The organism is Kitasatospora sp. NPDC048365 (genome assembly GCF_043200835.1).
In the GTDB taxonomy this organism is placed as follows: domain Bacteria; phylum Actinomycetota; class Actinomycetes; order Streptomycetales; family Streptomycetaceae; genus Kitasatospora; species Kitasatospora terrestris.
The window spans coordinates 1-25,110 of sequence record NZ_JBICYJ010000006.1; the positions used below are offsets into that span (position 1 = coordinate 1).

The following is a 25,110-nucleotide window of genomic DNA, read 5'->3' on the forward strand; positions in this document are numbered from 1 at the left end:
AAAGGAATCTCCAACCCCAGAAGAATCTGAGGCCGGGGATGTCAACATATCTGGCGTTGACTTTTGGCACGCTGTTGAGTTCTCAAGGAACGGACGCTTCCTTCGGACCGCCTTCCAGCGGGCCCTCCGGGCGCTTCGTTCTTTCGTGTTTCAAGCTTATCAGATCCGCACCGTGTGCTTTCCCGACTCGCTTTCGTCTTCTTCGACCTGACGGCCCGTCCGACGTTTCAAACTCTAGCCGATCCCCGCTCCGAAAAGCGAATCCGGCCGCAATCCATATAAACGCGCACACCAAATACGAACGGAGACGCGAACAGACGCGACCCGCTACGGATCAGAAGTGGTGTTTCAAGGATTGGCCGCCCCGGGATCGTCCACGTCGACACGTGTCCGGTGCTCCCTGTCAGGCAACTCGGAGAACTTTACACACCGGACGCCTCGGGTTCAAGTGGCACCTGGAAGGCGAGCACCGCCACGTCGTCGTCGTGCTCGGCGGTGACGCCCATCGCCCGGAGCAGGCGGGAGCAGACCACGTCGGGGGTGCCGGTGGCGCCGGCGAGGGTGCGGGCGAGTTGGTCGAGCCCTTGGTCGATGTCTTCCTCGCGCCGTTCGACCAGGCCGTCGGTGTAGAGGACGCCGGTGGTGCCGGGGAGGAGGCGGAGGGTGTGGGAGAGGTGGGTGCCGCCGCCGGTGCCGAGCGGGGGGCCGTTCTGTTCCTCGCCGCGCAGGACGGTGCCGTCGGGGCAGCGGAGCAGGAGGGGGAGGTGGCCGGCGGAGGCGTAGTGGAGGGTGTGGGTGGCCGGGTCCCAGACCGCGTACGCGCAGGTGGCGATCTGGTTGGCGTCGATCTCCATGGCGAGGCCGTCGAGCAGGCCCATCACGCGGTCGGGCGGGAGGTCGAGCCGGGCGTAGGCGCGGACGGCGGTGCGCAGCTGGCCCATGACGGCGGCGGCGCGCAGTCCTCGGCCCATGACGTCGCCGATGACCAGGGCGGTCCGGCCGCCTTCGATGCCGATGACGTCGTACCAGTCGCCGCCGACGGCGGCGTCGGCGCCGCCGGGTTGGTAGGTGGCGGCGACCCGGAGGTCGGCGGGCTGTTCGAGCTTCTGCGGGAGGAGGCTGCGCTGGAGGGTGACGGCGGCCTCGCGCTGGCGGCGTTCGGCTTCGCGGAGGCGGCCGGCGGCCTGGACCTGGTCGGTGACCTCGGCGGCGAAGATCAGGACGCCGATCGGGGCGGTGGTGTCGGCGCCGAGCGGCACACAGGAGATGTTGTAGTACCGGCTGCCGTTGAGGCCGAGGATGCAGCGCGCCTTGACGGCGCGGGGACGGCCGGAGCGCAGGACCTGGTCGAGCAGGGGGAGCACACCGAGGGTGCTCAGCTCGGGGAGGGCGTCGGCGGCGGGCAGGCCGATGGTGCGGGTGCCGAAGAGTTCGCGGTAGGCGCGGTTGGCGTAGCCGAGCTGGTGCTGGGGCCCGTAGGTGACGGCGACGGGGGCGGGCAGTCGGCGCAGGACGTCCCGCTGGTCGTTGAGGAGCTCCAGCTCGCACGGGTCGAGGAGGCCGGGCGGCACGACGGGGTCCCGCGGGCCGGGGACGGTGACCGGCTCGTCGGCGGTGGGCGGAGCGGCGCGCCACGGGGCTCCGGTGAGCCGGGCGCTCCAGCGCATGAGGTTCAACGTCGGCCGCTTCTTCGGTACGGGTACGGGTCGGGGCAGTCTGGCGTCGGGAGGGGTCCGTAGGAAAGAGAGGGGGCAGGTTCCAGATTAGGTACGATCATCACGATTTGCGTACAGCCAAATACTCGGCGTGATGATCCGACGAGGCTGATCCTGTCAGGCCTCCGGGTGGTTTCGGAAGTCGCGCCCTGATCGTGGCGCGTCCGTGGTTTCATGCGCCCCCGCTACGACTCCGGGCGCGCCCCCGGGATTCTGTTCTCGGTGAAGCCGGCCTCGAACTCGGCGCGGGGGTGCTCGACGGCGCCCAGGGTCACCACTTCGCGGCTGAACAGGCCGCCGAGCAGCCAGTCGGTGAGGACCCGGATCCGGCGGTCGGTGCTGGGCAGGCGGCGCAGGTGGCGGGCGCGGTGCAGCCACCAGGCGCGCCGTCCGGTGACCCGGTTGCCGCTGCGGGTGTGGGCGACGGCCTTGCGCAGGCCGAGCGAGGTGGAGCAGGCGGCCGGTCCGGGCCGGTACTCGGTGAGCGGCCGGCCGGTCAGGACGGCGACCAGGTTCTCGGCGAGCAGGGCGGCCTGGGCGAGGGCGTGCTGGGCGTTGGGCGCGCAGGGGTCGCCGTCGCGGGTGGGGTCGGGGACGGCGGCGCAGTCGCCGGCGGCCCAGGCGTCGGGCAGCACGGTGCCGTCGGCGGTGGCGACCTGGAGGGTGGGCAGGCAGGGGACCCGGCTCTCGGCGTCGAGCGGGAGGTCGGTGAGGCGGAGTACGGGGGCCGGGCGGACGCCGGCCGTCCAGACCAGGGTGCGGGCGGCGAAGCGGCTGCCGTCGGAGAGCACCATCAGGCGGTCGGCGGCGGACTCCAGCTTGGTGGAGAGCCGGACGTCGACCGCCCGGTCGCGCAGCTGGGCGAGGGTGTGGGCGGCGAGCTCGACGGACTCCTCGGGGAGGATCCGGTCGGTCGCCTCAACCAGCACCCAGCGCAGGTCGTCGGTGGTGAGGTTGTGGAAGCCCTTGACCGCGTACCGGGCCATGTCCTCGAGTTCGGCGAGGGCGCCGACGCCCGCGTAGCCGGCGCCGACGAAGACGAAGGTGAGCGCGGCCTGGCGGAGCTCGGGGTCGCGGGTGGTGGAGGCGAGGTCGAGCTGTTCGAGGACGTGGTTGCGCAGGCTGACCGCCTCGCCGACGGTGCCGAAGCCGAGGCCGTGCTCCGCGAGGCCGGGGACGGGGACGGTCCTGGAGACCGCTCCCGGCGCCACCACCAGCACGTCGTACGGGATTTCGGTGGGCAGCCGGAGCTCGCCGCGCGGGGCGGCGTCGACCCAGGCGCGCTTGGTGGCGTGGTCGATCCTGGTGACCCGGGCGGTGAGCACCCGGCAGTCCGGCAGGGCGCGGCGCAGCGGGACGACGACGTGCCGCGGGTCGATGGAGCCGGCGGCCACCTCGGCGAGCAGGGGCTGGTAGGTCAGGTAGGGCTGCGGCTCGACGACGGTGATCTCGGTGTCACCCGATCGGAGCTCCGTGCGGAGCAGCTGCTGGAGGCGGGCGGCGGTGGTCATGCCGGCGCAGCCGCCGCCGATGATCAGGATCCTGATGGGGCACCTCCGGCCGCCGTCTGCGCTGTGATCCGCTGTACGTCCTTGTTGTGTCCCCCTATGACGCACCCCCGGGAGCCCTCTTGTCCACACTCCGGATCGGATCGGATGGGCATCGGATGGGCAAAGGTCCACTTCTTCCGCGAACTTCCTTGAACTATGGTCGGATTGTGCGTCGGACCGCCGAGGGAGCCGGTCCGGGCCCGGCCGCTCCCGAGCCGCCCGCGAGCCGCCCGACTGGAGGGCGGGGTTCCGGGGAAGGGTTGCACCGGGGGGTGCGCTGGTTGGACTGTTCGGCGCCCGGGGCGGGCGCCTTCGGGGGAGGTTGAGATGACTGATCAGGAACGCGCGACGGTACTGCCGGTGGCCGTGGGCCGGCATGTGGTGCCCGAGCAGCGCGGTCCGGTCGAGGTGGAGCAGGGGGCCGGCCGCGGCGGCGGCTCCCGGCTGCGGGTGGACGCCCGGCGGAACCTGGAGAGCGTGCTCCGGGCCGCCCGTGAGGTGTTCGGCGAACTCGGCTACGGCGCGCCGATGGAGGAGGTCGCGCGCCGCGCCGGGGTCGGTGTCGGCACCGTGTACCGGCGTTTCCCGAGCAAGGAGGTGCTGGTCCAGCGGATCGCGGCCGAGGAGGTCGCCTGGCTGACCGCGCAGGCCCGGGAGTCGCTGTACGGCTCCACCGCCGGTCCGTGGGAGGCGCTGTCGGGCTTCCTGGAGCGGGCGGCGGCGTCGGGCGCGGGCAGGCTGCTGCCGCCGGACGCCTTCCGGTACGCGGAGGAGATCGGCCGGGTTCCGGAGCAGCGCGGCGCGGAGCAGCGGGCGTTCGCGCCGGTGCCGGCCGAGCCGGTCGAGGAGTCGGCCGATCCGCGGCTGCTGCTGCACCTGCTGGCGGCGCTGGTCGCCCGGGCCGGTGCGGCCGGGGAGCTGCGGCCGGGGGTGAGCGTGTCGGACGTGGTGCTGGTGCTGACCGCGGCCGTTCCGGTGCACGCGGCCGCGGCGCGGGCGGCGGCCGGTCGGACGGACGGTTCGCCGGGCGAGCGGCTGTTGGAGATCCTGCTGCAGGGGCTGCGCTCGGCCTGATCGGCCGGGTGCGGGCCGTGCCGGTTCGGGCAGTTGGCCGGCTGTCCGAACTGGTCGGCGGGTGCTGCCCGGAAGAGTGGGTCGGGCCGGTCCGGCTACCGGTGGACCTCGCGCTATGCCATTCTTTGCCCGTGGTTGGAGCCATTGTCCCGTTGCGTGCCGTTCCCTCCCCCGAGCTGTCCGGAGGTCGGCGGTGAGCGCCGAGGAGCAGAGCGAGTACGGGCCCGGCGAGTTCGGGCCCGGACTGGGGGCGCCCGGCCACGTGCCGGACCAGGGCGGCAGCCCGGCCCGTGAGTCGCTGTCCGGCCGGGTGCCGGGGCAGGCGGCCGCCGGGCAGGGCGGGGTCACCCCGGCGGCGTTCGTCGGGCCGCGCGAGTTCGGCGGCCACGCCGAGGCCGATGCGGTGCGGGCCGTGGTGCCCGCGCCCGCCGATCCGGTCGACGGGGAGCGCCCGCCCTCCGACGCCGAGTTGACGGCCCGGGTCCGGGCCGGGGACGACGCCGCGTACGAGGAGATCTACCGGCGGCACGCCGACTCGGTGCGCCGCTACGCCCGGACGTGCTGCCGGGACAGCTTCACCGCGGAGGACCTGGCGGGCGAGGTGTTCGCCCGCACGCTGCAGGCGCTGAAGGCGGGCAAGGGTCCGGAGTTCGCGGTCCGCGCCTACCTGCTGACGGCGGTGCGCAACGTGGCGGCGGCCTGGGGCCGCAGCGACCGGCGCGAACAACTGGTCGACGACTTCAGCCTGTTCGCGGAGACCTCGGCCGCGACCGTGGAGTTCGACCTGGCCGACCCCGGGGCGGACGCCTGGGCGATGGCCCTGGCCGACCGGCGGATGGTCATGCAGGCCTACGCCGAGCTGCCCGAGGACGACCGGGTGGTGCTCTGGCACACCGAGGTCGAGCGGGAGTCGCCGAAGACGGTGGCGGTGATGCTCGGCAAGACGGCCAACGCGACGGCGGTGCAGGCGCACCGGGCGCGCGACCGGCTGGCCGCCGCCTTCCTGCAGGCCCACGTGTCGGGCAGCCAGGCCTCCGGTTGCGCGGCGTACGCCAACCGGCTCGGCGCGTACGCGCGCGGGTCGCTGCGCAAGCGGGCCTCGGCGGAGGTCGGGAAGCACATCCAGGAGTGCGACCGCTGCACGGCGGCGTACCTGGAGCTGGCCGACATCAACCACAGCCTGCGGGCGGTGCTGCCCGGGGGCGTGCTGCTCTGGGTCGGGTCCGGGTACTTCACGGCCGCCGCGGCGGCCGTGGCCGGTGGCGCGGTGGTGGCCGGCGGCGTGGTCGCGGGCACGGCGGCGGGCGGCGCGACGGCGGGAACAGCGACGGCGGGCGGAACGGCGGCCGTCGGTGCGGGTGCGGCCGGCGGGTCGGGCTCGGGTGTCGGGGCGGTGGCCGGGGAGGGGCTGGGCGCGGCCGCCAAGGCGGGCATCGCGGCCGGTGTCGCGGTGGCGGTGGCGGCGGTGGCCGCGTACGCGCTGGCCGGCTCGCCGGAGCAGCCGCCGGCCCCGGTGGCCGCTCCGCCCGTGTCCTCGGCCCCGGCCGTGCCGCCGGTGGCCCCGCCATCGCCCGCGCCGAGCCCCCCGCCGTCCGAGCCCGCGCCGGAGCCCACCCCGACCCCGACACCGACACCCACACCCACGCCCACGCCGGCGTCGCGGGCGATGCCCGTGCCCAGCCCGACCCCGACGCCGGAGCCCCCGGCGGTCGAGTCGCCGACCCCGACACCCCCGCCGGTGCCGACGCCGACCGTCACTCCCCCGGAGCCGCCGCAGCCTCCGGAGCCGCCGGTGGTCGAACCGCCGGTAGTGCAGCCGCCGAGCACCTTCTGGCTGGACGAGTTGCCGTTCGTCGGCGGCAACCGGGTGCCCGAGGACAGCCCGGCGATCCACGGCCGCGGCCAGGTGGTGCGCACCGGCGGGTCCTGGGTGGGCGGGTCGCACTACTCGCACGTCCTGGCGGTGCGGGTGCCGTCCAGCGTGCGGATCGACCTCAACCGGCCGTGCGACTCGTTCGACGCGGTGGCCGGGCTGGACGACCTCGGCCTGAAGCTCGGCCGGGTGGAGTTCTCGGTGCAGGGCGGCGACGGCCGCACGCTGTGGACCTCGGGCCGGGTGGGTGCCGGGGACGGGGCGGTGCGGGTGCACGCCCCGCTCTCCGGGCAGCGCTGGATCCGGCTGGTCGTCGAGCCCGCGACGGGCGGGCTCGGCCGGCTGGACGTGGCGGACTGGGCGTCGGCCAGGTTCAGCTGCTGAGCCCGTCCCGGTCCGGGGGGCGCGGTCAGACCGCGCAGGCGTCGTCGGCGCAGCCCTCGGCCGGGGCCGGAGTGACGGCGCCGGTCTCGGCGGCGACCTGGCGCAGCACGGAGAGGAAGGTGTCCGCCTCCTGCCCGCCCTGGACCGCCCAGCGGCCCTCGAAGACGAAGGTCGGCACCGCGCTGATGCCCAGGTCGCGGGCGGCGGCCAGCTGGGCGCGGACCTCGGCGGTGCCCTCGTCGCCGGCCAGGTAGGCGGCGACCCGCTCGGCGTCCAGCCCCGCGGCCGCGGCGATCGCGGTGAGCGCGGCGCGGTCGCCGACGTTGACGCCGTCGGAGAAGTGCGCCTTGAGCAGCCGCTCCTTGAGGTCCGTCTGCGCGGCCGGGCCGTACTCGGTCTCGGCGAGGTGCAGCAGGCGGTGCGCGAGCAGGGTGTTGACCTCGATCGCGGCGTCGAAGTCGTAGCTGATGCCCTCGGCGCGGCCCAGCTCTGCGACCCGGGCGTCCATCGCGACCGACTGCGGGCCGTAGCGCTCGGCCAGCCACTCGCGGTGGTTGCGCGGCTCCTCGGACGCGTCCGGCACCAGCTGGTACGGCCGGAAGACCACCTCGACGCCGTCCTTGCCCTCGAAGCGCTCCAGCGCCTGCTCGAAGCGGCGCTTGCCGATGTAGCACCAGGGGCAGGCGATGTCCGAGTAGATCTCGACCTTCATGACGCGGGACTCCAGGGGTTGCCGTACGGGGTAACCATTGGTGAACGCTCAACCATCCGGCCGGCATTCCCCCGCGGCGGGCCGCTCAGGTCACCGGGGGCGCCGGGACGACCAGCACGGGGCGCGAGCAGTGGTGCACCGCCGCGGTGCTCACCGAGCCCAGCAGCAGCCGGGCGAAGCCGCCGTTGCCCCGGGTGCCGACCACCAGCGTGTGGTGGGCGGACGCGGTCTGCAGCAGCACCTCGATCACGTTGCCGAGCACCACGTGCAGCGAGAGCTCGCCGCCGTACGGCCGCTCACGGGCCGACTGGACGGTGGAGACGGCGCGGCGCAGGCCGTCCGCCATGCTCGCGGTGAGGTGCTCGACGCTCTCCTGCACCAGCTCGGCCATCCCCGGTGGGTACCCGGTCGGCGACGGGTTGACCACCGCGAGGACGTAGAGCGGCAGCCGGAACAGCTCCGCCTCGGTCATCGCGCGGTCGAGCGCCCACAGCGAACCGTCGGAGCCGTCGCACGCCACCAACACCCCGGGGCGCCCGGCCGGCGCCTCACCGAGCACGGGGAACGGTTCTCTCACCCGGCCCATGATTCCCGCTGGGCGCGGCGGCTCCCGGTCGGCACGCCGCACGGCGGGAGCCCGGGGCGGGCGCTCGGCGCCGGGCGCTCAGGGCCGGGGGTCCAGGGCGGGGCGGCGGGGGCCGGGGAGGTTGGTCCAGGAGGAGCCGTGCCGGCGGGCGGCGGTGCGGCGGAGCCAGAGCTCGGTGGCGATCAGGTCGGCGAGGGCGCCGACGGTCGCCGGGGGCAGCGGGTGCTCCGGGTCGGTGGCCAGGGCGAGGGTGCGGCGGACGGCGGGGACGTCGATCAGCCCGGCGTCGCCGAGCAGCGGCCGGTGGAACAGGTCGGCGAGGGTGTCGGCGGCCAGGCGCAGGCCGGTCCGGGCGGGCGTGAGGCGGTCGGGTCGGGGGCCGCGGCCCCAGTCGGCGGGCAGGTCGGCCCGGCCGGTGCCGGCCAGGACGGCGCGCAGCAGGGCGTGCCGGGCGCCCGGTTGCAGCCGGGTCTCGTCGGGGAGCAGCCGGGCGGCGCGGACCACCTGGTTGTCGAGGAAGGGCGCGTGCAGCCGCTGGCCGTGCTGTTCGGTGGCGTGGACCAGGGTGCGGAAGTCGGCGGCGTGCCGGTGCAGGGCGAGCCGGGCGCGGCGGGCGCCGGGGTGTTCGGCGGGTGCGGGTCCGCGGGCGGCGGTGCGCAGCCGCTGGGCGAGGACGGCGAGGGCCTCGTCGGAGAGCAGCCGGGCGGCCGGGGCGGGGACGGTCCAGGCGAGGTCGGCGGCGGCGCCGGTGCCGGCGGTGACGGGGTCGGCGACCGGCGGTCTGACGGTGAGCCGGACGGCGAGGTCGTCGAGGGCCTCCGCGTAGCGGGTGCGGGCGAGCCGGCGGGCGGCCCGGAGCACGGTGACCGGGGTGCGGACGGTGCCGGTGAGCGCGCCGGCGGTGGCCCGGTCGGCGCCGGCCAGGGCGACGACCGGGGCGAGGAGTTCACGGGCGCGGCCGGTGCGGATCAGGTCGGCGAGCCGGGCGGGGTGGCCGTCGAGGACCTGGCGGGCGCCGTAGCCGGTGAGGTGGTCGGCGCCGCCGGCGCGGTGTGCGGCGGCGAAGCGGTCGGCGGCGAGCAGGGCGGTGCCGGGTTCGTCGGTGAGCGGTCCGGCGAGCGGGTCGGCGGACAGGTCGGTGTACGGGAGCGCGGCGGGCAGCAGGATGTGCCGCAGGCGCGGCGCGTCGACCGCGAGGGCGAGGGTGCCAGGGCGGTCGGCGGCGTCCGGGCCGTCGTGGGCGGCGAGGGTGACGGCGGCCAGGGTCGGCCCGGGGTCCTCGCGGTCCTCGTCGTCCTCCCGGTGGGCGGCGGGGCGGGCCCAGGAGCCCTTGACCGCGCCGGTGCGGACGGGCGGGTCGGTCGCCCTCCGGGCGGTGGGGGCGGGGCCGGCCGGGAGCGGGACGGCCGCGGCGAGCAGCGCGACCGTCGCGGAGGCGGTGCCGTACGAGAGGTCGACGCCGAGGCGGGGCCGGTCGGAGGTGGGCTCGGGGGCGGTGCGGACCCGGCAGCGGACGGCCTCCAGCAGGGCGCGGGTGAGTTCGCGGACGGCCGGGGGTTCCTCGCGGGGCTCGGGGCCGGGCTCGGGTTCGTACGGGGAGAGGTAGGGACGGCCGGACCGGATGCCGAGGGTGTGACCGGGCGGGACGCGGTGGACTCCGGCGTACGGGGTGCGGGTGCCGGTGGCCTCGGGCGAGTCGGGGACGGCCAGGTGGGCGGCGAGGTACTCGGGGTCGACGGGGGCGCCGGTCAGGTCGGCGAGCGGGAGGGCGGCCGTGGCGTACGCGGTGCCGCCGGCGAAGGGGGTGTGGAAGACCGGGAGCGCACCGGCCAGGTCGGTGAGCAGGACGGTGGAGCGGGCACCGGTGGAGAGGACCACGGTGTAACTGCCGGGCCAGTGGGTGAGGTGGCGGACGGCGCCGCCACGGGCCGCGGCGAGGCCGGCGGCGAGCTCGCGGTCGGAGGCGCCGCAGCGGCCGAGCACGGCGAGCCGGACGGTGGCCGGGGAGTCGGCGGCGGTCAGCTCGGTGGGGTCGAGGGGGACGAGCCCGCCGGTGACGGTGGCCGGGGCGCCGGGGCGGAGGGTGGCGAGGCGGATCTCGTCCGGGCGCCAGTCGCCCACCGCCCAGAGCGAGTTGGGCCCGGCCCAGAGCGTGGTCGCGGCGAGCGGGCGGACCGCGGCCAGCGCGGGGTCGGCGGCCCGGGTCAGGCCGCTCCAGCCGGTGAGCCACCGCATCGCGCGCCTCCGCCTGACGAGGAACCGGGCACGCGGGACCCGCGGGGCGGGGAGCGCGCCGTCAGGAGACATCGTGCCACCGGAGTGGCGCCGGGGAACCCCTGTTGCGCAGCTCAGTACGAGGATTGACGTCCGATCGGGACGCCGGGGCGGGTCGTGCACGGCCCGGGGAGCGGACGGCGGGCGACGGTCGCGGAGGGTGACGGGGGGCTCGGCGGGCGGGCCGCGCGCCGGTGGTGGCGTGCGGTGGCGCGGTGCCGGGCGGCGGACGGGCCGCGCGGGGGCGAGGGCGGAGCGTGGCGGGGTGGCGGGGGGTGGCGCGGGCCGGGCCGCCCCCTCCGGGGCCCGGGCCGTGCCGTCCTGCCGTTCCGGCGGTGGATTCCGGGCCGGACGGGGCCCGGAAATGGCCGAAAGGCGTCGCATGCCCGGGAGGGCATCCGCATGCCCTCCCGGACCGCTCGCTGCCCGCGGGGATCACGGCAGCGTTTCCCCCGGCCCGCCGGGTCCTCGACGGCGGGCCGATCCACGGCCTCCAGCGAATCGCCGACCTGCTCGCGAGGCCAGGGAGCACGAGTGGCGCACGTGGGCACGGCACCGGAGCACGGGCGTCCGCGACGGCCCGGCGGGGGCGGGCGCGTCCGCCCGGGCGCCGGTCGACGGTCGGCCTCGCGGGTGCGCGATCCCGCCATCCGGAATGCCGACCCTTAACCCTCGGAACCCGGACGACTACGCTAGGTGCAGCAGCAGCCCGGTGGCGCGCCGCTGTCCGCGTTCGCCACCGTCCGCGCACCACGTCGCCAGGGGGTGCCACCGCCACCATGACCGCCAGCTCTCGAGGCCCGAACGATCGGCTCGGTGCACTCCTCTCGCTCGCCCAGATCTCCAACGCGGGTCTCGCCCGCCGGGTCAACGACCTCGGTGCGCAGCGCGGCCTGACGCTCCGCTACGACAAGACGTCGGTGGCCCGGTGGGTCACCAAGGGCATGGTGCCGCAGCGTCCGGTGCCGCACCTGATCGCCACCGCGCTGGGCAACAAGCTGGGCCGGCCGGTGCCGTTGGAGGAGATCGGCCTGGCGGACTCGCACCCGACGCCGGAGCTGGGCCTGGAGTTCCCGCGCGAGGTGCCGGAGGCGGTGCGTTCGGCGACCGAGCTGTGGCGGGTCGACCTGGACCTGCGGCGCGGCCCGGGCGGCGGCCGGTGGAGCGACAGCCTGGCGGGCACCTTCTCGGTGTCGGCGTACGCGACGCCGGTGTCGCGCTGGCTGATCACCCCGGCGGACGGTTCGGTGGCCCGCGAGGTGCTGCCGGACCCGTCCGGCTACCGGGTGGGGCACACCGACGCGGCGAAGCTGCGCGAGGCGGCCCAGGAGGCCCGCCGCTGGGACTCCAAGTACGGCGGCGGGGACTGGCGTTCGTCGATGGTGCCGGAGTGCCTGCGGGTGGAGGCGGCGCCGCTGCTGCTGGCCTCGTACAGCGACGCGGTCGGCCGGGCACTGTTCGGGGCGACCGCCGAACTGACCAGGCTGGCCGGGTGGATGGCGTTCGACACCGGCCAGCACGAGGCGGCGCAGCGGTACTACATCCAGGCTCTGCGCCTCGCCCGGGCCGCGGGCGACGTGCCGCTCGGCGGCTACGTGCTGGCCTCGATGAGCCTGCAGGCCTCGTACCGGTCCTTCCCGGACGAGGCGGTGGACCTGGCGCAGGCGGCGCTGGAGCGCAACCGGGGCCTGGCGACGGCGCGGACGATGAGCTTCTTCCACCTGGTGGAGGCGCGGGCGCACGCCAAGGCGGGCAACGCGGCGGCGTGCGGGGCGGCGCTGTCGGCGGCGGAGGCGGCACTGGACCGGTCCCGGCCGGGCGACCCCGATCCGACCTGGATCGACTTCTACGCCTACGACCGGCTGGCGGCGGACGCGGCGGAGTGCTTCCGCGACCTCGGGGTGCCGTCCAAGGTGCGCCAGTTCACCCGGGAGGCGCTGGCCCGGCCGACCGAGGGGTTCGTCCGCTCGCACGGCCTGCGGCTGGTGGTCTCGGCGATGGCCGAGGCGGAGGCCGGCGACCTGGACGCGGCGGTCGCGGCCGGGGAGCGGGCGGTCGAGGTGGCGGGCCGGATCTCCTCGCACCGCAGCCGCGAGTACGTGGTGGAACTGCTGCGGCGGCTGGAGCCGTACTCGGACGAGCGGCGGGTGAAGGAGCTGACCGAGCGCGCGCGGCTGGTGCTGGCGGGGTCGGCGTAATTCGCGTGCGGGCCCGTTCGCCCGCCGGTTATCGTCTCTCTTGTCCAGGTGCGCAGGCAGAGGTTACTTCCACTGTTAATGGGCGGGTTGCGGGTTCGAGTCCCGTCATCGGCTTCGGGCCGGTGTAGCTCAATCGGTAGAGCAGCTAATGTCACCTCAGCCGCTTCTGTTCTCTGGACACCTATTCTTGAATACGCACCTCCCGGTGCGCAGGCTTCGGTTACTTCAGGTAACGCTCCCCTCGGGGAGCCGCGGTTCAAATCCGCAAGAGTCAGGTCCCGTACCGATGCCGCCTTTGATCTCGGGAGGCACAGCATCGGGAGCGCCCGGTGCGCAGGCAGGGGCTACTTCCGGCTCCCGTAGTCCGGGTTCGAATCCCGGTCGGCCGCGACGCGAGTCGGGGCCGGTCGCGTAATGGCAGCGCGCGGGACTGTCGCCCCCGCCGTCGCCGTCGGTTCGCCGGACCGCGGCTCGATCTCGGGCGCGCCTTTTTCTGCCATGCCTCCCCCTGTCTTTCTCCCAGGGGGATTTTTCATGTCTCGTTTCAATGTCCGCACGAAGAAGAAGAGTTCACCGGTGGCCACGACCGGGCAGCGGGTGGTCACCCACGAGGGCGGGGTCGGGTACCTGCGGGACGAGAAGTCCGAGCTGTTCCTGCTCGCGGTGAGCAACCTGGTCGGGCAGGACACCTTCTACGAGCGCGGCGGCGACCGGGACGACCGGTACACCGCGCTGGTGCGGCAGCTGGCCGTCTCGGACCCGGAGTGGACGCTCGGGCTGCTGCGCTGGCTGCGCTACGGCGCGCACATGCGGACCGCCTCGCTGGTCGGCGCGGCCGAGTTCACCCGGGCCCGGCTGGACGCCAAGGCGCCCGGCCACTCGCGGCAGGTGATCGACGCGGTGCTCCAGCGGGCCGACGAGCCGGGCGAGTTCCTCGCCTACTGGACGGGGCGCTACGGGCGGAACCTGCCGCAGCCGGTCAAGCGCGGTGTCGCGGACGCCGTCCGCCGGCTGTACGACGGCCGGTCGCTGCTGAAGTACGACACCGCCTCGAAGGGCTACCGCTTCGGTGACGTCCTGGAGTTGACGCACCCCTCGCCGGACCCGCGGAAGGCCTGGCAGGGCGAGCTGTTCCGGTACGCGCTGGACCGCCGGCACCGGCCGGACGAGGCCGTGCCGCCGGCCGACGCCGCGCTGCTCACCGCCAACCGGGCGCTGCTCGCGCTGCCGGTGGAGCAGCGGCGGGCGGTGCTGACCGGCGAGGACGGCCCGGAGCGGCTGGCCGCGGCCGGGCTGACCTGGGAGGCGCTGGCCGGCTGGCTGCAGGGCCCGATGGACGCCGCGGCGTGGCAGGCGATCATCCCGTCGATGGGGACGATGGCGCTGCTGCGGAACCTGCGCAACTTCGACCAGGCCGGTGTCACGGACGAGGTCGCGGAGGCGGTGGCACAGCGGATCGCCGACCGCGGCGAGGTCCGGAAGGGGCGGCAGTTCCCGTTCCGGTACCTGGCCGCGTACCGGAACGCGCCGTCGCTGCGCTGGAGTTGGGCGCTGGAGAAGGCGCTCGGCCACTCGCTGGAGAACGTCCCGGCGCTGCCGGGGCGGACCCTGGTGCTGGTGGACCGGTCCGGGTCGATGTTCGACCGGCCGAGTGCGCAGACCCAGCTCAACCGGGCGGACTCGGCGGCGGTCTTCGGTACGGCGCTGGCGCTGCGGGCCGAGCACGCGGACCTGGTGGAGTTCGGCACCGGCAGCTCCGTGATCGAGCTGCGGCGCGGCGAGTCGGTGCTGAAGGCGGTGGAGCGGTTCGGAAACCTCGGCGGGACCGACACCGCGAAGGCGGTGCGCACGCACTTCCGCGGGCACGACCGGGTGGTGATCGTGACCGACGAGCAGGCCTCCTACGGGGATCCGCTCGGCGCGGTCCCCGCGCAGGTTCCGGTGTACACCTGGAACCTGGCGGGCTACCGGCCGGGCCACGGGGTCTCCGGCGTGAGCGGCCGGCACACCTTCGGCGGGCTGGGCGACGCGGCGTTCCGGCTGATCCCGCTGCTCGAGTCGGGCGCCCGGGCCGACTGGCCGTGGCTGTAGCGGGACCGAACGCCCCGAGCGCCTGACGGCGCTCGGGGCGGGGTGCCACTATCGAGCCGTGACGGATGTGGTGGTGGTCGGGGGCGGGATCGTCGGGCTGTCGACGGCGTACGCGCTGACCCGGGCGCGGCCCGGGGTGTCGGTGGTGGTGCTGGAGAAGGAGGGCGGCCTCGCCGCGCACCAGACGGGGCGCAACAGCGGGGTGATCCACTCCGGCGTCTACTACCGGCCGGGGTCGTTGAAGGCGCAGTACGCCACCGGGGGCGCCGCCGAGATGGTGGAGTTCTGCCGCGAGCAGGGCATCGCGCACGAGGTGACCGGGAAGCTGATCGTGGCCACGGCGGCCGAGGAACTGCCGCGGCTCGCCGCGCTCGCGGAGCGCGGGCGGGAGAACGGCATCCCGGTCACCGAGCTGGACGCGGCCGGGATCCGGGAGTTCGAGCCGGAGGTGACCGGCGTGGCCGGGCTGCACCTGGCGACGACCGGCATCTGCGACTTCCCGGCGGTGGCCCGGCGGTACGCCGAGCTGGCCCAGGAGAAGGGCGCGGAGCTGCGGCTGGGCACCGAGGTCCGGTCGATCGTGCGGCGCTCCGACGGGGTGACGGTGCGAACGACCGCGGGCGAGCTGCGTGCCGGGGTGCTGGTGAACTGCGCGGGCCTGCACAGCGACCGGGTGGCCCGGATGGCCGGGGACGACCCGGGGGTGCGGATCGTGCCCTTCCGCGGCGAGTACTACGAACTGGCGCCGCACCGGCGCGGCCTGGTCCGCGGGCTGGTCTACCCGGTGCCGGACCCGGCGTTCCCGTTCCTCGGGGTGCACCTGACCCGGGGCATCCACGGCGACGTGCACGTGGGCCCGAACGCGGTGCCGGCACTGGCCCGGGAGGGCTACGACTGGCGCACGGTGAAGCTGCGGGACGTGGCGGAGACGGTGCGCTTCCCGGGGACGTGGCAGATCGCCCGGCGGCACTGGCGGTACGAGATCGGCGAGCTGCACCGCTCGCTGTCCAAGCGGGCGTTCACGGCGGCCGTCCGCCGCCTGCTGCCGGCGGTGACCGAGGCCGACCTGGTGCCGGCCACCGCGGGCGTGCGGGCGCAGGCGGTGGCGCGGGACGGTTCGCTGCTGGACGACTTCGCGTTCGCGGGCTTCGACCCGGCGGACCCGGGGTCGGCGCGGCGGGTGGTGCACGTGCTGAACGCACCGTCCCCGGCGGCGACCGCCTCGCTGGGGATCGGCCGTGAGGTGGCCCGCCGGGCCCTGGCGGCCCTGGACGCCGGCGGCTGAGCGGGCGGCGGACGGGCGGGCTGGGCGAGCGGCGGACGGGCGCGGACGGGCGCAGGTGGGCGGCTGAGGAATCCGTCACGCCCGGGTCCGGTCGGCGGGGCACCGCCGTAGACTGGTGCGATTGTGACTGCTTCTGCTCCGTCCTCCCAGTTGACCCCGTCCGCCCGGATGTCCGCCGCACCGGCGGCGTACCCCGCGCCGATGTACCCGCACAAGGCCACCGAGGAACAGCACCGCGAGCGCCGGATCCGCACGTTCCAGCCGCGCCGCGGCCGGATCACCAAGGCGCAGGCCGGTGCGCTGGACCGCGGTTGGGAGCGGTTCGGCCTGGCGATCGACGGCACCCCGCTGGACCTGCCGACGCTGTTCGACGGCCGGCCGGTGACGCTGGAGATCGGCTTCGGCATGGGCGACACCACCGCGGCGATGGCGGCGGCCGACCCGTCGGCGGGCATCCTGGCGGCGGACGTGCACACCCCGGGCCACGGCAACCTGCTGCAGTTCCTGGAGCGGGACGGTTCGGAGAACGTCCGGCTGGCGGCGGGCGACGCGATCATCCTGCTCCGCGACATGCTGCAGGACGCCTCGCTGGCGGGCCTGCGGGTGTACTTCCCGGACCCGTGGCCGAAGCCCAAGCACCACAAGCGCCGGCTGATCCAGGACTCCTTCCTGGACCTGGTGCTGCCGCGGCTGGCCCCGGGCGCGCTGGTGCACTGCGCGACCGACTGGGAGCCGTACGCCGAGCAGATGGCCCAGGTGCTGGCGGCCCGGCCGGAGTTGGAGAACGTCCACCCGGAGGGTGACGGTTCGGGCTGGCTGGAGCCGTCCGAGCACCCGGAGGGCTCGGTGCCCGGCTACGCGCCGCGGCCCGAGTGGCGGCCGGTGACCAAGTTCGAGCGGGCCGGCCTGGCCAAGGGCCACGTGGTGCACGACCTGCTGTTCCGTCGCCGCTGAGCAACTCCCCTTATCACGCTGGGTACTCTTCCGGGTACGGACTGCGCGGAGACCTCCCCGGGCACGGGGTGCGTCGCCTACTCTCGTGCGCGTGAGCAGTCCGTACGGTGTGCCCGTCGGGCCCCGGGCGCGCCGAGCCGCCCCCGGGCTGCGGTCGCACGCCCGCCGGGGCCGGTGGCTGGGCCGCCTCGCCGCGCTGCGCCGGCCCGCGCTGTCCTCGGCGCTGGCGGCGTTCGCGCTGGCCGGGTCGGGGCTGCTGATCCTGCGCCTGGTGCAGCGGCAGACCGGGACGGTCGGGCTGCTGGTCGGGATGGGTCTGGCGCTGCTGCCGCTGCCCTTCGTGCTGGGCTCGCTGGCCTGGCTGAACCGGACCGGCCGGGTGCCGATGCGGCACGCCCTGTTCTGCCTGGCCTGGGGGGCGTGCGCCGCCACCACGGTGGCGATCATGGCGAACGGCTGGGCCAGTGACTTCCTGATCGCGCACCAGGGCAGCGCCCGGGGCGAGACGCTGGGCGCCGAGTTCGCGACACCGCTGATCGAGGAGACCGCGAAGGCCAGCGCGCTGCTGATGCTGCTGCTGCCGTTCCGGCGGCGGTCGCGCTGCCGGACCGCGCCGCCGTGCGGAATGGTGCGGCGGGACGCCCGGGCGGCGGCAGGGCGGCGGGGTCCGCTCGGGACGCGGGTCGTCCGGCTGCGGACGGGCCGCCCGGTCCGGTCCCGGGTCCGCGCCCACCCGTACTTCCGGCCGGCGCCGCACGGACGGCTGCGGTCCCGGCTCAGCCCGCGCACGCTGGCGGCGGGCACGGTGCTCGGCGGGGTGACCGCCTGCGGGTTCTCCTTCACCGAGAACGCGCTCTACCTGGGCCGGGCGTTCAGCGCCGACCGGCAGGCCCGGCTGGACGCGATCGGCCTGGGCCAGGCACCGAGCCTGCGGGACTTCGACTCGACGGTGCACACCTTCGTGCTGCGCGGCCTGCTCTCGCCGTTCGCCCACCCGCTGTTCACCGCGCTGACCGGGCTGGGCATCGCCGTCACGCTGACCACCGGGCGGCGCTGGCTGGCCCGGCTGGCCGCCCCCGGCGGGCTGCTGCTGGCGATGGCGATCCACGGCACCTGGAACGCCGCGGCCGGGCTCGGCACGGACGGCTTCCTGCTGGTGTACGGGCTGGTGATGGTGCCCGCCTTCGCGGTACTGGTGTGCTTCGCCGTGTGGGCGCAGACCCGGCGCGGACGGCAGTCGGCCGTCGCCGCCGCACACGGCTGAGGAGGCGCCGGGCCCTCCCCGGTAACCGATTTCCCTTCTCGGCGACTCTCCCGTAGTGTTGGGTTCACCGACGCGGGGTGGAGCAGCTCGGTAGCTCGCTGGGCTCATAACCCAGAGGTCGCAGGTTCAAATCCTGTCCCCGCTACTCAGTAGCACGAAGGCCCGGAGGCTCGCCTCCGGGCCTTCGGCCTTTTCGCCCCCGATAAATCCGTTGCCCCGTGCAGGGCGGGTTGCTTATGGTGGCTGCAGAACACGGAAAGGAGGTGATCCTGAGTGAGTAACACCACGACTGCGCCGCAGAGCGCGTCTGACTCGCTCGGGCGCGCCTCCGTGGAGTTCGCGGCCTAGGTCGTAGCTCCACGGCGGAGAGCGCAGAAGTTGTCGAGCCCCCGGGGCGGCCTCACGGCGAGGTCCCGGGGGCTTCGGCATTCCCTGGCGTGGCGCCGGCCGGTCCGTTCCGTGAAGCGAACCCCCGCCCATTCGTCATACCGAACGGTGGGCGCCCTTGGAGCCGAATCCGGGGTCGTTCAGGTGGGGCTTCTGCTCGGCCCGGTAGTGCAGCAGCAGGACGGAGTGCACGGTGCCGTCCAGCGCGGTGTAGCTGTGCGGGCTGCCGGCGTCGAAGCCGACGTAGTCGCCGGGGCCGAGCTCGACCTGCCGGCCGTCCACCGTGACGCCGAGCCGGCCGGACTGGACCACGGTGTGCTCGGTGCCGGCATGGCCGAGCGAGTCCTGGGTGCAGCCGGCCCGCACCTGCTGGTCGTACACCTCGATCACCGAGTCGCCGGACTCGATCCGGCGCAGGTGGCGCAGGTCGACGCCCTCCCCGGCGAGCACCTCGACCTCGGCGGCGCGGACCACCGTCAGGCCGGCGGCCGGCCGTCGGTCGACCAGGTCGGAGATCGGCACGTCCAGCTCCCGGGCGAGGCTGAAGACGGTCTCGATGGTGGGGTTGCCGGTGCCGGACTCCAGCTGGGAGAGGGTGGCCTTGCCGATCCCGGAGCGGCGGGACAGCTCGGAGAGGGAGAGCCCCTTCCGGGTGCGCACCCGCTTCAGGTTGGCGGCCAGGACATCCCGGACCGATCCCTCGGAGCCGTTCACGGCGTCCCCTTTCCTCGGATCGGCGTTCGGTATACCGTACGGATCGCGCCAGCAGACGGGTTCATTATGCCGATCGCTCCGAGCCCGCTCGATCCGCCGATCAGCATCAGTGATCAGAGTCAGGAGACGGTTGTGGACCAGGCCGAGAACAACAAGCCGCGGAAGAACGGGCTGACCCGGGGAGTGACCGAGGCGCTGGCCGCGAACATGCGGCAGGGCTGGGCGGACACCGAGCGGCACGACCTGGAGCCGATCCCGCAGGCCGCGCACACCGCCCGCCGCCGGGCCGCGCTCTCCGCCCGCTACCCCGGCGAACTGCTGGTGGTCCCGTCCGGCACCCCCAAGGTCCGGGCCAACGACACCGACTACCCGTTCCGTCCGTCGTCCGAGTACGCCCACCTGACCGGCGACCAGTCGGAGCGCGCGGTGCTGGTGCTGGAGCCGACCGCCGACGGCCACCGCGAGGCCGCCTACCTGCAGCCCCGTTCGGACCGGGACAACGGCGAGTTCTGGCTCGACAACCACGGCGAGCTCTGGGACGGCCGGCGCAACAGCCTGACCGAGAACGAGCGGCTGCTCGGCCTGGAGTGCCGCGACCTCCGCACCCTGGCCGAGGCGCTGGCCGCCGCGACCGGGCCGGTGCGGGTGCTGCGCGGCCACGACGCCGGGGTCGAGGCGGCGCTGGCCGACCGGACCACCGCCGAGCGGGACGAGGAGCTCCGCGAGACCCTCGCCGAGCTGCGCCTGGTCAAGGACGAGTTCGAGATCGCCGAGCTGCGCTTCGCCTGCGAGGCCACCGCGCGCGGCTTCGAGGACGTGATGAAGGTCCTGGCGACCGCCGAGCCCACCGCGGAGCGGCTGATCGAGGGCACCTTCTACGTCCGCGCCCGGGTCGAGGGCAACCACGTCGGCTACAGCACCATCGCCGCGGCCGGCCCGCACGCCACGGTCATGCACTGGGTGCGCAACGACGGCCAGGCCCGGCCCGGCGAGCTGCTGCTGCTGGACGCCGGCGTGGAGACCCGCAACCTCTACACCGCGGACCTGACCCGCACCGTGCCGGTGAACGGCACCTTCTCCCCGCTGCAGCGCAAGATCTACGACGCGGTGTACGCCGCGCAGGAGGCCGGCATCGCCGCGGTCAAGCCGGGCGCCGGCTACCGCGACTTCCACCACGCGGCGCAGCGGGTGCTCGCCGAGCACCTGGTCGCCTGGGGCCTGCTGGGCGACCTGACGGCGGACGAGGCGTTCGCCCAGGGCCTGCACCGGCGGTGGACGCTGGCCGGCACCGGCCACATGCTCGGCCTGGACGTGCACGACTGCGCCGAGGCCCGCACCTCCACCTACGTAGACGGCACGCTGGAGGCCGGCATGGTGCTGACCGTCGAGCCGGGCCTGTACTTCCAGCAGGAGGACCTGACGGTGCCGGAGGAGTACCGCGGCATCGGGGTGCGGATCGAGGACGACATCCTGGTCACCGAGAGCGGCAACGAGAACCTCTCGGCCGGCCTGCCGCGCACCGCCGACGACGTCGAGGCCTGGCTGGCCCGCCTGCGCAGCTGAGCCTCCGCGTCCCGGCCGGCCCCGCCGCGCCCGCACCCGCCGCCGCCTGAGGGTTGATCAGGACGGCGGCGGGGAACCGCCCTGCCGATCGGATCGGTAGGGTTTCGGCGGCTGACGGGCTGAGGCCGGGCCGCGACGGGGAGGCGGGGACGATGGAGCTGGAGCGCGGCGGGGAGCCGGTGCCGGCGGTGAAGTTCGGTCTGGGCGCGGTGGTCGCCGCCGGGCTGGTGGGCATGGCGCTGTACGCGTCGGCGAGCGGGCACTGGGCGGCGGCGCTCGGCGGCGGGCTGATCGTCGCGGCGACCTTCACGGTCGGCGGCGGGCTGGTCGGCTTCCTCTTCGGGGTGCCCCGGCTGCTGACCAGCGGCGCGGCCGCGCACCCGGACGACCAGGGGGCCACCTCCACCGCCGGGTACGCCCCCAACACCAACCTGGAGCAGGTCTCCGACTGGCTGACCAAGATCCTGCTCGGCGCCGGGCTCACCCAGATCGGCACCCTGCCGCACCGGCTGCGGGAACTCGGCGAGTGGCTGTCCCCGGTGGTCGGCGGCGCGGCCGGCGACCACGGTGGCGCCGCCGGGTTCGTCTCGGCGCTGGCCGTGTACTACACCGTGGTCGGCTTCGTGGCCGGCTGGTTGCTGACCCGGCTGCTGCTGGCCCGGGCGCTGACCGCCGCCGACCGGCAGACGCTCGCCGACTCGGTCGCCAAGACCGTGGTCGCGGCGCCCTCGCTGGGCTTCGGGCCGGAGCGCGTCCGCGAGCTCTTCGAGACCGGGGTGGAGGGGCTGCGGGTGCAGGCGCTGGCGCTGCTCCAGGGCGCGCCGGACGCGCGGAACGTCGACCTGATCACCCAGGCCATCGACCGGCACCTGTCGCCGTTCGAGCTGCTGCAGGCGCTGCTCGCCGCCAAGGCCGCCGCCGGGCTGCCGGACCTGGGCGAGGCCGACCGGGCCGCGCTGCGCTCCGCGGTCGCCTACAAGCTGCGCAACACCCGGACCGTCCCGCCGTACTCGCGCCGTCGGGCGGTGGCGGAGGACGTCCTCAAGCGGCTGCCGGAGACCGCGGCCGCGACCGCCCTGATCCCCACCCAGGCGCAGGGCGAGGCCGGGGCCCCGGGCCTGACCCCGGCGCGGAGCGGGGATCAGCCGGAGGCCGCGGCGAAGGACTGAGCCCGGGGCCTGCGGGCCTCCCGGGTCGGGGTGCGCAGGACCAGCAGGCGGTGCGGACGTGCCCCGGGCCTGGCCGCGGGCACCACGCGCATCTCGGTGGCGATCCGGTGGCCGCCGAGGGCGGCGCGCAGGCCCGGCAGGTGGGGGCAGCGGCGGCCGGCGCCGTCGTACAGCGGGTAGACCCGGACCTCGCCACCGGGCCGGGTGACGCGGGCGAGTTCGAGCAGGGCGGCGAGCTGGGCCTGCGCGGAGAACACCTCGGGGTAGGCGAAGAGCAGGTAGGAGCTGAGGGTCAGCGCGAAGGTCCGGTCGGCGAACGGCAGGCGGGGCAGGGCGGCGGCGATGTAGCGCTCGGGGTGGGCGGCCCGGTCGGCGGTGAAGATCCGGTGGGCGCGGTCCCAGCTGCGCAGGTACTTCTCCGGGGAGTGCCGGTCGGCCGGCAGGTACCGCCGCGGGTCGGTGCGGGCGGCGGCCTCGATGGCCCGCCGCCCGGCCCGGGCCAGCTCGGTGAGGGCCGCCGGGGCCAGCGCGTACGCCGGGTCGGCGGCGATCACCTCGCAGCCGAGCTGCCGGGCCTCGGCCGCCAGCCCGGCCGCGCCGCCGGGGCAGTCGAGGACCGGGCCGCCGACCGCGCCCAGCCGACTGCGGGTCAGGCCGAAGAGCTGGCAGTACTCGTCGAGCGGACGGGAGGTGATCAGCGTCGGCGCCTGGTGGTCCATCACGCTCCTCGGGCGGCTCGCGGGCGGCCGGGTCGGCCTCGGCCGCTTCATCGGACCACGGCCTCCCGGCCGTCGCACCTCGGACCGGAGCGGGGTGACCGCCGGTCAGCGGGCGCCGAGCAGGCCGCGTATCGCCAGGCGGCTGACGTTGGTGACGCCGCGGATGATCTGCGGGGTGAGCAGGACCAGCAGCACCCCGAGCAGGGAGACCCCGGTGATCTGCCACGGCTCGGTGACGTAGGCGTGGTGCTCGACGCCGGCGCGGTCCGTGTACTCGTAGAGCTGGTACCCGGGCCAGGGCGTGTAGCGGGCGAACACCCAGTGGTAGAGCGGGTAGAGCGCCAGCGACCAGCCGACCGTCAGGAAGACCACCGACAGCGTGAAGGAGAGGATCGCCCACGGCAGCATCAGCACCTGGTAGAGCGCGGCGCGCCAGCCGGCGCCGTCGGCCAGCCGGGCGGTGACCGCGCCCCAGAAGCCTCCGCGCTTGGGGCGGACAGCGGGCGGGGCGGTCACCTCGGTGTCGAGCATGGTGCGGGCCCGCTGCCGGTCCAGCGCGCCGAAGCCGCGGGCCAGGACCAGCAGCAGCGCCAGCACCGGCAGGCCGAGCGCGGTCACCACCAGGCCGAGGCCCGCGCTGAAGAGGGCGACGGTCGCCACGAACCCGGCGATCGCCACCGGCAGGCCGGTGAGGGTGAAACCGAGCTCGCGGTAGGTGCTCGCGGCGAACGGGGCGCGCCAGAAGGCGGGTCGGCGCGGCCCGGCCGGGCGGGTGTGGAAGGTGTCGGCGCGGTGCAGCGTACTGGTCGTCATGTCGGGCCCCTCGGCGTCGTGACTGCTCACGGTGCAACGGTGCCCGAGCGGGGCGGGTCGGCGGAATGAAGCCTGCTGCCGACTTCGGGGTGGGGTTGTCCCCACCCCCTCAGGTGGTGCGGGCTGCCGCCCACTCCGGTTCGAGGAGGGAGTACTGGAGCGAGTCGCGCCAGCTCCCGCCGACCCGCAGCTCGTGCCGGATCCGGCCCTCCAGCCGGAAGCCGGCCCGCTCCACCACCCGCGCGGAGGCGGTGTTGTCCGGGTCGATCCGGGCGGCCAGCCGGTGCAGGCCGAGCGTCCGGAAGCCGAACCCGCAGAGCAGTTCGGTGATCTCGCCCGCGTACCCCCGGCCCCAGGTGTCCCGGCGCAGCGCGTACCCGACGAACGCGGCGGTGTCACCGTCCCGGGTGAACGCCGCCTGCCCGATCGGCACCCCGCCCTCGCCGTCGTCCCCGGCGTCGGCGAGCGGCACCACCGCCAGGCGGTAGTAGGTGCGCGGCTCGCGCTCCGCCTCCTCCAGGTAGTGGCCGATCTGGTCGGCGCACTCCTCGACGCCGCGCGGTTCGAACGGCAGGTACCGGGCGGTCTCCGGGTCGCCGAAGACCGCGTGCAGCGCCTCGGCCTCCTCGGGCGTCTGCCGGTACTCGCGGCAGATCAGGCGCGGTCCCGTCAGCCGGATGAGTTCCATGGGCCCCGACCCTACCGCCGCAGGTGAGCGGGGTCGGCGGAGCCGGTTACCGTACCTGGGTGACTGACGAGGACCTGCGGCTCAGCCCGCGCACCCGCACCGCCGAGCTGCTGGCCTGGGCCGGGGAGGAGGGCCGCCCGCCGGTGCCGGACGGGGCGCTGCGGACCGTACTGACCCTGCTGGAGCTGGGCGGCGCCCGGCTGCACGACGGCTGGCCCGAGCTGAGCTCCGCCCAGCTGGAGCAACTGCTGTACGAGCGCCTGTACCTGTACGTGCAGCCGGTGGACGAGCCCGGGGCCTACGAGGCGTACGGCGAGGCCGTCCGGCTGCTGATCGACCGTCAGCGGGCGGCCCGCCGGTTGAACGCCAAGCGGTGGGAGCGGCTGCACGAGGAGGCGGAGTGGCAGGGCGAGGTGCTCTGCGGGCTGCTGCGCCGGGCCGACCTGGTCACCTGGCCGCGCCTGTACACCCTGCTGCTGCGGGCCGACGGGATCGACCCGGCGGACGAGGGCGCGGTGCGGGCGTGGCTGGACGGGTTCCGGGAGCTGCCGGAGGAGGAGCGGCTGGGGCGGTACGCCACCGCGCCCGGGCTGGTGGCGGCCGAGGGCCAGGAGGAGTGGGACGCGGCGCGGCTGCTGCTGGTCGGCATGGCGACGGACGGCGCGCGGCGGCTGCTGGAGCAGGGGCTGATGCAGCGCAGCTACCGGAACCTGGCGGAGCTGACCGCGCGCGGGCTGCCGATGCCGGAGGAGCTGGCCGGGGACTTCGACGGGTTCGAGGCCGCGGTGGAGGCGGAGGCGCTGCGGCTGTACGGGGAGTGGACGAGCCCGGGGCTGGCGGCGCTGCTGGTGACGGAGTACCCGGACCTGGCGCCGGAGCCGGGCCCCGGCGACATCGAGGCGTACCTCGCGGAGCGGGGCGAACCCGGCGAGGCCTGAGCCGGGAGCGGGCCGGACGGCACCCGGGTGGCCGTGCGGAGGACGGAACGCGCGAGCGGTCCGGGCCGGAGGGGGGCCTGCGCCCGGGGCGGACCGGGCCGAACAGGGCCTGCGCCCGGGGCGGACCGGGCCCTGGGAAGGCCGGGCCCGGGGGATGGA

General features: G+C 75.3%; 19 protein-coding genes, 1 tRNA gene and 1 pseudogene. 12 read left to right on the top strand and 9 right to left on the bottom strand.

Going from position 1 to position 25,110, the window contains the following annotated elements; all coding sequences use genetic code 11:
- On the top strand, positions 1 to 211 hold a 211-nt coding region (locus tag ACGFX4_RS07710; protein WP_393071079.1), incomplete at its 5' end, for a hypothetical protein.
- A 238-nt stretch (positions 212 to 449) separates the two neighbouring features.
- Here the strand turns inward: ACGFX4_RS07710 and ACGFX4_RS07715 are convergent.
- Positions 450 to 1,676 (bottom strand): annotated as a pseudogene (locus ACGFX4_RS07715) (PP2C family protein-serine/threonine phosphatase); the annotation flags it as partial.
- Between the two features lie 224 nt (positions 1,677 to 1,900).
- Positions 1,901 to 3,256 carry an NAD(P)/FAD-dependent oxidoreductase gene (locus ACGFX4_RS07720; protein WP_393071323.1) on the bottom strand — a complete coding sequence of 452 codons (1,356 nt, stop codon included), beginning with the start codon at positions 3,254 to 3,256 and terminating at the stop codon, positions 1,901 to 1,903.
- A gap of 336 nt (positions 3,257 to 3,592) precedes the next feature.
- On the opposite strand from ACGFX4_RS07720, the gene ACGFX4_RS07725 reads away from it, so the two are divergent.
- A complete protein-coding gene (locus tag ACGFX4_RS07725; RefSeq protein ID WP_393071080.1) occupies positions 3,593 to 4,339 on the top strand; it encodes a TetR/AcrR family transcriptional regulator in 747 nt (248 codons plus the stop codon).
- Positions 4,340 to 4,532: 193 nt separating this feature from the next.
- Complete coding sequence (locus tag ACGFX4_RS07730; protein ID WP_393071081.1) at positions 4,533 to 6,596, top strand: sigma-70 family RNA polymerase sigma factor; 2,064 nt, start codon at positions 4,533 to 4,535, stop codon at positions 6,594 to 6,596.
- A gap of 25 nt (positions 6,597 to 6,621) precedes the next feature.
- Here ACGFX4_RS07730 and ACGFX4_RS07735 read toward each other — a convergent pair whose 3' ends face one another.
- From ACGFX4_RS07735 to ACGFX4_RS07745, 3 genes are all read right to left on the bottom strand, one after another.
- Positions 6,622 to 7,308, bottom strand: a complete 687-nt coding sequence (locus ACGFX4_RS07735) for a DsbA family oxidoreductase (protein WP_393071082.1) — start codon at positions 7,306 to 7,308, stop codon at positions 6,622 to 6,624.
- A gap of 85 nt (positions 7,309 to 7,393) precedes the next feature.
- The gene (locus ACGFX4_RS07740; RefSeq protein WP_393071083.1) at positions 7,394 to 7,885 is read right to left on the bottom strand and encodes a universal stress protein; all 492 of its coding nucleotides are present in this window, start codon (positions 7,883 to 7,885) and stop codon (positions 7,394 to 7,396) included.
- 87 nt (positions 7,886 to 7,972) lie between these two features.
- The gene (locus ACGFX4_RS07745) at positions 7,973 to 10,129 is read right to left on the bottom strand and encodes an asparagine synthase-related protein (RefSeq protein ID WP_393071084.1); all 2,157 of its coding nucleotides are present in this window, start codon (positions 10,127 to 10,129) and stop codon (positions 7,973 to 7,975) included.
- A gap of 818 nt (positions 10,130 to 10,947) precedes the next feature.
- Between ACGFX4_RS07745 and ACGFX4_RS07750 the strand changes: the two genes are divergently transcribed.
- The 6 genes from ACGFX4_RS07750 (at position 10,948) to ACGFX4_RS07775 (ending at position 18,105) form a co-directional block, all read left to right on the top strand.
- Positions 10,948 to 12,366, top strand: a complete 1,419-nt coding sequence (locus tag ACGFX4_RS07750; RefSeq protein WP_345698457.1) for an MFS transporter — start codon at positions 10,948 to 10,950, stop codon at positions 12,364 to 12,366.
- A 534-nt stretch (positions 12,367 to 12,900) separates the two neighbouring features.
- On the top strand, positions 12,901 to 14,457 hold the full coding sequence (locus ACGFX4_RS07755; protein WP_393071085.1) for a TROVE domain-containing protein: 1,557 nt from the start codon (positions 12,901 to 12,903) through the stop codon (positions 14,455 to 14,457).
- A 58-nt stretch (positions 14,458 to 14,515) separates the two neighbouring features.
- Positions 14,516 to 15,742 (top strand): L-2-hydroxyglutarate oxidase, encoded by a 1,227-nt coding sequence (gene lhgO, locus ACGFX4_RS07760; RefSeq protein WP_393071086.1) that lies wholly within the window; start codon positions 14,516 to 14,518, stop codon positions 15,740 to 15,742.
- A 123-nt stretch (positions 15,743 to 15,865) separates the two neighbouring features.
- The gene (gene trmB / locus ACGFX4_RS07765) at positions 15,866 to 16,696 is read left to right on the top strand and encodes a tRNA (guanosine(46)-N7)-methyltransferase TrmB (protein WP_393071087.1); all 831 of its coding nucleotides are present in this window, start codon (positions 15,866 to 15,868) and stop codon (positions 16,694 to 16,696) included.
- Positions 16,697 to 16,787: 91 nt separating this feature from the next.
- The gene (locus ACGFX4_RS07770; RefSeq protein WP_393071088.1) at positions 16,788 to 17,960 is read left to right on the top strand and encodes a PrsW family intramembrane metalloprotease; all 1,173 of its coding nucleotides are present in this window, start codon (positions 16,788 to 16,790) and stop codon (positions 17,958 to 17,960) included.
- Positions 17,961 to 18,031: 71 nt separating this feature from the next.
- Positions 18,032 to 18,105, top strand: a tRNA-Met gene (locus tag ACGFX4_RS07775).
- 338 nt (positions 18,106 to 18,443) lie between these two features.
- Here the strand turns inward: ACGFX4_RS07775 and ACGFX4_RS07780 are convergent.
- Positions 18,444 to 19,061 (bottom strand): helix-turn-helix domain-containing protein, encoded by a 618-nt coding sequence (locus ACGFX4_RS07780; protein WP_393071089.1) that lies wholly within the window; start codon positions 19,059 to 19,061, stop codon positions 18,444 to 18,446.
- Between the two features lie 66 nt (positions 19,062 to 19,127).
- Between ACGFX4_RS07780 and ACGFX4_RS07785 the strand changes: the two genes are divergently transcribed.
- Both ACGFX4_RS07785 and ACGFX4_RS07790 read left to right on the top strand, forming a co-directional pair.
- On the top strand, positions 19,128 to 20,624 hold the full coding sequence (locus ACGFX4_RS07785) for an aminopeptidase P family protein (protein WP_393071090.1): 1,497 nt from the start codon (positions 19,128 to 19,130) through the stop codon (positions 20,622 to 20,624).
- Between the two features lie 152 nt (positions 20,625 to 20,776).
- The gene (locus ACGFX4_RS07790) at positions 20,777 to 21,793 is read left to right on the top strand and encodes a hypothetical protein (RefSeq protein WP_393071091.1); all 1,017 of its coding nucleotides are present in this window, start codon (positions 20,777 to 20,779) and stop codon (positions 21,791 to 21,793) included.
- Here the strand turns inward: ACGFX4_RS07790 and ACGFX4_RS07795 are convergent.
- The 3 genes from ACGFX4_RS07795 to ACGFX4_RS07805 all read right to left on the bottom strand — a co-directional run bounded on the left by ACGFX4_RS07795 (position 21,766) and on the right by ACGFX4_RS07805 (position 24,013).
- Positions 21,766 to 22,512 carry a hypothetical protein gene (locus ACGFX4_RS07795; RefSeq protein WP_393071092.1) on the bottom strand — a complete coding sequence of 249 codons (747 nt, stop codon included), beginning with the start codon at positions 22,510 to 22,512 and terminating at the stop codon, positions 21,766 to 21,768. The genes ACGFX4_RS07790 and ACGFX4_RS07795 overlap by 28 nt on opposite strands.
- Positions 22,513 to 22,617: 105 nt before the next feature.
- The gene (locus ACGFX4_RS07800; RefSeq protein WP_393071093.1) at positions 22,618 to 23,325 is read right to left on the bottom strand and encodes a sensor domain-containing protein; all 708 of its coding nucleotides are present in this window, start codon (positions 23,323 to 23,325) and stop codon (positions 22,618 to 22,620) included.
- 109 nt (positions 23,326 to 23,434) lie between these two features.
- Complete coding sequence (locus ACGFX4_RS07805; protein WP_393071094.1) at positions 23,435 to 24,013, bottom strand: GNAT family N-acetyltransferase; 579 nt, start codon at positions 24,011 to 24,013, stop codon at positions 23,435 to 23,437.
- A 59-nt stretch (positions 24,014 to 24,072) separates the two neighbouring features.
- Here ACGFX4_RS07805 and ACGFX4_RS07810 point away from each other — a divergent pair, with 59 nt between their 5' ends.
- Positions 24,073 to 24,951: a hypothetical protein gene (locus ACGFX4_RS07810; protein WP_393071095.1), complete on the top strand. Its 879-nt coding sequence runs from the start codon at positions 24,073 to 24,075 to the stop codon at positions 24,949 to 24,951.
- The last annotated feature ends 159 nt before the right edge of the window (positions 24,952 to 25,110 follow it).

Excerpts from the sequence above, each read along its gene's own strand:
- ACGFX4_RS07725 (WP_393071080.1), top strand. The coding sequence starts at position 3,593 with ATGACTGATCAGGAACGCGCGACGGTACTGCCGGTGGCCGTGGGCCGG.
- ACGFX4_RS07735 (WP_393071082.1), bottom strand. The coding sequence starts at position 7,308 with ATGAAGGTCGAGATCTACTCGGACATCGCCTGCCCCTGGTGCTACATC.
- ACGFX4_RS07745 (WP_393071084.1), bottom strand. The coding sequence starts at position 10,129 with ATGCGGTGGCTCACCGGCTGGAGCGGCCTGACCCGGGCCGCCGACCCC.
- ACGFX4_RS07750 (WP_345698457.1), top strand. The coding sequence starts at position 10,948 with ATGACCGCCAGCTCTCGAGGCCCGAACGATCGGCTCGGTGCACTCCTC.
- ACGFX4_RS07755 (WP_393071085.1), top strand. The coding sequence starts at position 12,901 with ATGTCTCGTTTCAATGTCCGCACGAAGAAGAAGAGTTCACCGGTGGCC.
- ACGFX4_RS07785 (WP_393071090.1), top strand. The coding sequence starts at position 19,128 with ATGCCGATCGCTCCGAGCCCGCTCGATCCGCCGATCAGCATCAGTGAT.
- ACGFX4_RS07790 (WP_393071091.1), top strand. The coding sequence starts at position 20,777 with ATGGAGCTGGAGCGCGGCGGGGAGCCGGTGCCGGCGGTGAAGTTCGGT.
- ACGFX4_RS07795 (WP_393071092.1), bottom strand. The coding sequence starts at position 22,512 with ATGGACCACCAGGCGCCGACGCTGATCACCTCCCGTCCGCTCGACGAG.
- ACGFX4_RS07800 (WP_393071093.1), bottom strand. The coding sequence starts at position 23,325 with ATGACGACCAGTACGCTGCACCGCGCCGACACCTTCCACACCCGCCCG.
- ACGFX4_RS07805 (WP_393071094.1), bottom strand. The coding sequence starts at position 24,013 with ATGGAACTCATCCGGCTGACGGGACCGCGCCTGATCTGCCGCGAGTAC.